This window comes from Kitasatospora sp. MY 5-36 (assembly GCF_001182915.1).
GTDB lineage: Bacteria > Actinomycetota > Actinomycetes > Streptomycetales > Streptomycetaceae > Kitasatospora.
Genome location: NZ_LFVW01000759.1, coordinates 1 through 4,842 on the forward strand (window position 1 = coordinate 1; position 4,842 = coordinate 4,842).

General features: G+C 75.7%; 4 protein-coding genes and 1 pseudogene. 1 reads left to right on the forward strand and 4 read right to left on the reverse strand.

The features are described 5' to 3' along the window. The 4 genes and pseudogenes from AE652_RS35350 to AE652_RS35365 all read right to left on the reverse strand — a co-directional run. Positions 1-744: pseudogene (locus tag AE652_RS35350) on the reverse strand (non-ribosomal peptide synthetase); the annotation flags it as partial. A gap of 122 nt (positions 745-866) precedes the next feature. Then, positions 867-2,192 (reverse strand): MFS transporter, encoded by a 1,326-nt coding sequence (locus AE652_RS35355; RefSeq protein WP_049659092.1) that lies wholly within the window; start codon positions 2,190-2,192, stop codon positions 867-869. 411 nt (positions 2,193-2,603) lie between these two features. Next, entirely contained in the window at positions 2,604-3,728 is a 1,125-nt protein-coding gene (locus AE652_RS35360) for a PP2C family protein-serine/threonine phosphatase (RefSeq protein ID WP_049659093.1), read from the reverse strand. A 141-nt stretch (positions 3,729-3,869) separates the two neighbouring features. Further along, the gene (locus tag AE652_RS35365; protein WP_049659094.1) at positions 3,870-4,535 is read right to left on the reverse strand and encodes a maleylpyruvate isomerase family mycothiol-dependent enzyme; all 666 of its coding nucleotides are present in this window, start codon (positions 4,533-4,535) and stop codon (positions 3,870-3,872) included. A 71-nt stretch (positions 4,536-4,606) separates the two neighbouring features. Between AE652_RS35365 and AE652_RS35370 the strand changes: the two genes are divergently transcribed. Next, the coding region (locus AE652_RS35370; protein ID WP_049659095.1) for a LysR family transcriptional regulator at positions 4,607-4,842 on the forward strand (236 nt) is incomplete at its 3' end.

Genomic DNA, 4,842 nt, shown 5'->3' on the forward strand with positions numbered 1-4,842 from the left:
CTCGGCGGCGGGCAGCCGCTCGGTGAGCATGCCGGTGGACGTGGCCGCGCTGCCGCCCGCCCCGGTCAGGCCGCCCAGCCGACGGCCCCAGTAGGCCTGGGCGGCGGGGCCGCCGGCGGCGTCCTCGGCGTCCAACTGCAGCTCGACGGCCTGCCGGTAGTCGGCCAGCGCCTGGGGCGTGGGCCCGACCGCGGGAGTCTCGTCCTGCTCGTACGCGGCGCTGAGCTCGGCGGTGAGCACCCCGAGCGACCGCTCGTCGCAGGCGGCGTGGTCCAGTGCGACGACGAGCAGTTCCTCGGCCCCGGACGGGTCCGCGGACGGCTCCCCGTCCGGGTCCGCGGCCACCAGCAGGCGCAGCGCGGGCCCGTCGGCGGGCCAGTCCAGCAGGGCCTCGCGCAGCGCGGCGCGGGCGGTGCCGCCGGGGGCGACGGGGATCCGGGCGGCCTCGGCGGAGGGGCCGCCGGCGCGCAGCACGGGTGTGCCGCGCACAGTGGCGAAGCCTCCGCACAGCGCCGGGTGGTGGGCGGCCACCGCGGTGGCGGCGCGGGCCAGCCGCTCCAGGTCGAGGGTGCCGCGCGGGTAGGCGAACGTCAGCGGGACGATGTCGCTGCGGCTCTGCGGCGTGAGCCGGCGGGTGATCAGGAACCGTCGCTGGGCGCCGGTCAGCGGGAGCAGCTCCACCGGGGATTCGGCGGCGGCGGAGCGGTACCGGGCGAGGTAGGCGGCGGTGATGCTGGCGTGCACGGGAACGGTCTCCGGTTTCCGGTCGCGGCTCGGGTCGGGGATCGGTCGAGGTGATCGATCGGGGCGTTGCTCAGGTCCGGTTGCTACGGGCAGGCGGGCAGGCAGACGGGCAGGCAGGCGGGTCAGGACACCCCCGGGCTCACAGCACTCTCCTCCTCGCAGACGTCCGCGCCCTCGCCCGCGCCCGGCCCCGCCGTACGGTCCGGGTCCGGCAGCTCGCGCATCCGCCGCAGCGGGGAGAGCAGCAGCGGCAGCGGCACCAGCAGGAAGCCGACGGCGCAGACCCAGAGCGCGGCGCGCGGCCCGGCCGCGTCGGCGACCACGCCGCCGACCAGGGCGCCGATCGGCAGGGTGCCCCACACCAGGAAGCGCATGGTGGCGTTCATCCGGCCGAGCAGCTCCGGCGGGCAGAGGCTCTGCCGGAAGCTGACCTGGGCGACGTTGTAGGCGACCGCGCCGAACAGCACCACCCCGGAGGCCAGGCCGAACAGCACCACGCCCGCGCCGCCGCCGGACAGCGGCCACAGCATCGCGAACGGTGCCGTCACCAGCGTGGAGAGCCAGATCAGTCGGGCCTGCCCGATCCACCGGGCGAGCTGCCCGGCGCACAGCGCGCCGGCCAGTCCGCCGAGGGCGGAGACCGACAGCAGCACGCCGATGGCGCCCGGCGACAGGTCGAGCACCCGTACCCAGAACACCGTCTGCACGGCGGTCAGCACGGCGGAGAACAGGTTGGACGTGGCGGTGGCGGTCGCGATCGCCCGCAGCAGCGGGTGGCCGAGCACGAACCGGACGCCCTCCCCGACCTCGGCCCGCAGCGAGCGCCCCGGTTCGGGTTCCGGGCGCTGCTCCTCGACCTTGATCCGGCCGAGCAGCAGCGCGGAGACGAGGTAGCCGCAGGCGTCGGCCACGATGGCGAGCGGCGCCCCGAGCAGCTGGACCAGCCCGCCGCCGAGGCCCGGCCCGGCGATCTGCGCCGAGGAGCGGACCGTCTCCAACGCTCCGTTGCCGCCGACCAGTTGCTCGCGCGGCAGGACGGCGGGCAGGAAGGACTGGTGGGCGACGTCGAAGAACACCGTCGCCACCCCGGTGACCAGTGCCACGAGGTAGAGCTGCGGCATGGTCAGCACGCCGAGCGCGGCGGCCGGCGGGATCGACCCCACGGCCAGGCAGCGCACCACGTCGGCCCTGATCAGCACCGGCAGCTTGCGCATCCGGTCCAGCCAGGCGCCCGCAAGGAGGCCGATGAGCAGGAAGGCGGCGGTCTCGGCGGCGGTCAGCAGGCCGACTTCGAACGGCGTGGCGTCGAGCACCATCACCGCCACCAAGGGAAGGGCCACCAGGGTGACCTGAGTGCCCGTCTGGGCCGCCGCGGCTCCGGTCAGCAGGAGCCGGAAATCGCGGTGGCCGAGCAGACGGGCCTGGCGGGAGCTGGGCTTCTCGTTCATTGGTGCGACTCTCGGTCACCCCTTCGACACCGGGCAAGCACCGGGTCCGTTTCCGGACGGACCGCAGGTCGGCCGAATCCCGCCACTCGCCCGCCGGACCCTTGCGCGCTCCTTATGGACGCTTCCCGCGCGGCCGCGCCGCCGACGGCGCCCCTCGGCCAAGGCGGCGCGGCCCGACGGGCACCTTGATCACCCCGGGGCCCGCCGGTCCATTTCGACGTCCGCTATTCGGACGGGACCTTTCCGGCCACCGGACGGAGGCGCTCAACTTGGCCGGATTCCATGGAGTGCAGCCCTACCGTCACCTCATCGTGATACCGGCGTGACCGAAGCGAGCCGTAGAAGGGGATCACAGGGCGGATACGAGCCGCCCCCGGCGCGAACCGGTCCACCGGCCGCCGCCCTCGCCCCTCAGCGCCGACTGTCCGCCCCCGGCTCCGCACGACGGGTGATCGCCAGCACCGCCATGTCGTCGTCCCGGGGCCCTCCCGTCCACCGCTCGACGTCCGCCACCAGCGCGTCCAGCACCTCCCCCGGCCCGGTGAACGGCCCCAGCGGGGCCAGGCCGAGCACCGGGTCGTAGAACTCCCCCGCCGCGTCCCGGGCCTCGGTGACCCCGTCGGTCACCAGCAGCAGCGTGCACCCGGCCGGGAACGGCCGCCCCTCCGGCAGCGGACGCGCCACGCCCAGCCCGCCCATCCCCAGCGGCAGCCCCGGGTCCGCCGCGTCCAGCCGGCGCACCCGGGGCGCGGCCCCGCCCGGCGGGTAGGGGCCCAGCAGGTACGGGCCGGGGTGCCCGCAGTCGAGCGTGCGCACGCTCTCCTCCCCCGGCGGGAACTCCACCAGCAGCGCGGTGATGAACCCCTCCAGCCGCAGTTCCTCGCTCATCCGCTCGCTCTCCCGCAGCAGCGAGTCCTCCAGCGCGTCCGCGAGCGCGACCAGGTCCGGCAGCCGGTGCGAGCCCTCCCGGAAGGCGCCCAGCAGCACCGACACGGCGCCGACCGCGTGCAGCCCCTTGCCCCGCACATCGGCGATCAGCCCGCGCACGCCGTACGGGGTGACCTGCAGCGCGTACGCGTCCCCGCCGATCAGCGCCTCGTCCTGGGCGGCCCGGTAGCAGGCCGCGACCGACAGCCGCCCCACCCGCGCGGGCGGCTCCGGCAGCACCGCCCGCTGCGCCGCCTCGGCCACCGACCGCACCCGCTCCAACCGCCGCCCGTGCCGGGCCACCACCCGGTTCACCGCGATCCCGAGCAGCGCCGCGAACACCGTGTTCCCCAGCTCCAGGAAGCCGGCCCGGGTCCCGAGCGACCCGTCCCGGGCGGACAGCACCAGGATGCCCAGCGCGTTGGCCGCCCCCACCGCGACGGTGTCCCCCAGCATCAGCAGCGCCCCCGCCAGCACGGCGGCCGCCGCCAGCATCGGATCGCCCCAGTAGTCGGTCGGGTCCAGCGCGTTCCACACCAGCCCGCCGACGGTCAGCAACCACGGCGCGACCCGCACGTACGGCGGCCACTGCACGGACCTCGGGGCCATCGGCGACCTGGCTTCCGTCTCGCCACCATCCGGAAGTGCTCCTTCCGATCGTAGCCACGGGCCCCGGAGGCCCGCATGACGGCCGACCTCGCCGGTGGCCGAGAAGCACCTCCCGCCGGTGGAGCACCGCTCACCTGCCCGCTACGCACCGCCCGCCGTGAACCGTCCCGCGCCGGACCCGGCCAGCAGCCCCTCCGGCACCCGGCGCCCGTACGCCACCAGCAGCAGGTGCTCCGCCCTCCCCTCCACGGTGAGCCGACCGTGCCCGTAGGACCACTCCGTGTCCGTCGCCTCCAGCCGGACCCCGTCCACCCGCGCCCCGAAGAACCGCAGCGTGCGGGGTGAGACACCGGCCAGCAGGGCGGTCGTACGCGCCACCGGCAGCCGGGCCGGCAGCCCGAGCGCCACGGTGATGTCGAGACCGTGGACGGCGTCGTGGGCGAGCGCCGCGATCCGGCCGCCGACCGGCGGGCGCCAGGGGTGGTCGGCGTGGTCGGCCATGGCGGCGACGAGTTCGCGCTCGCTCAGGGCGGCGGCGTCACGGCGGGCGATCCGGTCGGCCATCCGGTGGACGTTGCCGCCGGAGCGGGCGAGTTCGAGGAGCGTGCGCGCCGTCGAGTGCCGGAAGCCGGTGCTCAGGTGCGCGGCCACCTCGCGGACCCGCCAACCCGCGCACAGCGAGGGCGAGTTCCACTGCTCCCGGGTGAAGGCGGCGAACACGGCGGCGAGTTCGCGGCGCTCGGCCGCGATCTGCGCACGGATCCACCGGATCTGCCCGGCGTCCTGGTCCTGCGGCACGGTTTCCATGCGTCCAGCCTGCGGCCGGAACCGTACGCCCGTCCAAGACCGGGAAGTTCTGGCACCTATGATCAGGAGTTATGGAACTGCGGCAGCTCCAGTACTTCGTCACCGTCGCCCAGCACGGCAGCTTCACCCGGGCCGCGCAGCTGCTGCACCTGAGCCAGCCCGGGGTGAGCTCCCAGATCCGGCAGCTGGAACGGGAGCTGGGCCACCCGCTGTTCGACCGCTCGGGGCGCACCGTGCGGCTCACCCCGGTCGGCGAGGCGGTACTGCCGCACGCCCGGGCGGCGCTCGCCGCCGCGGCGGCGGCCCG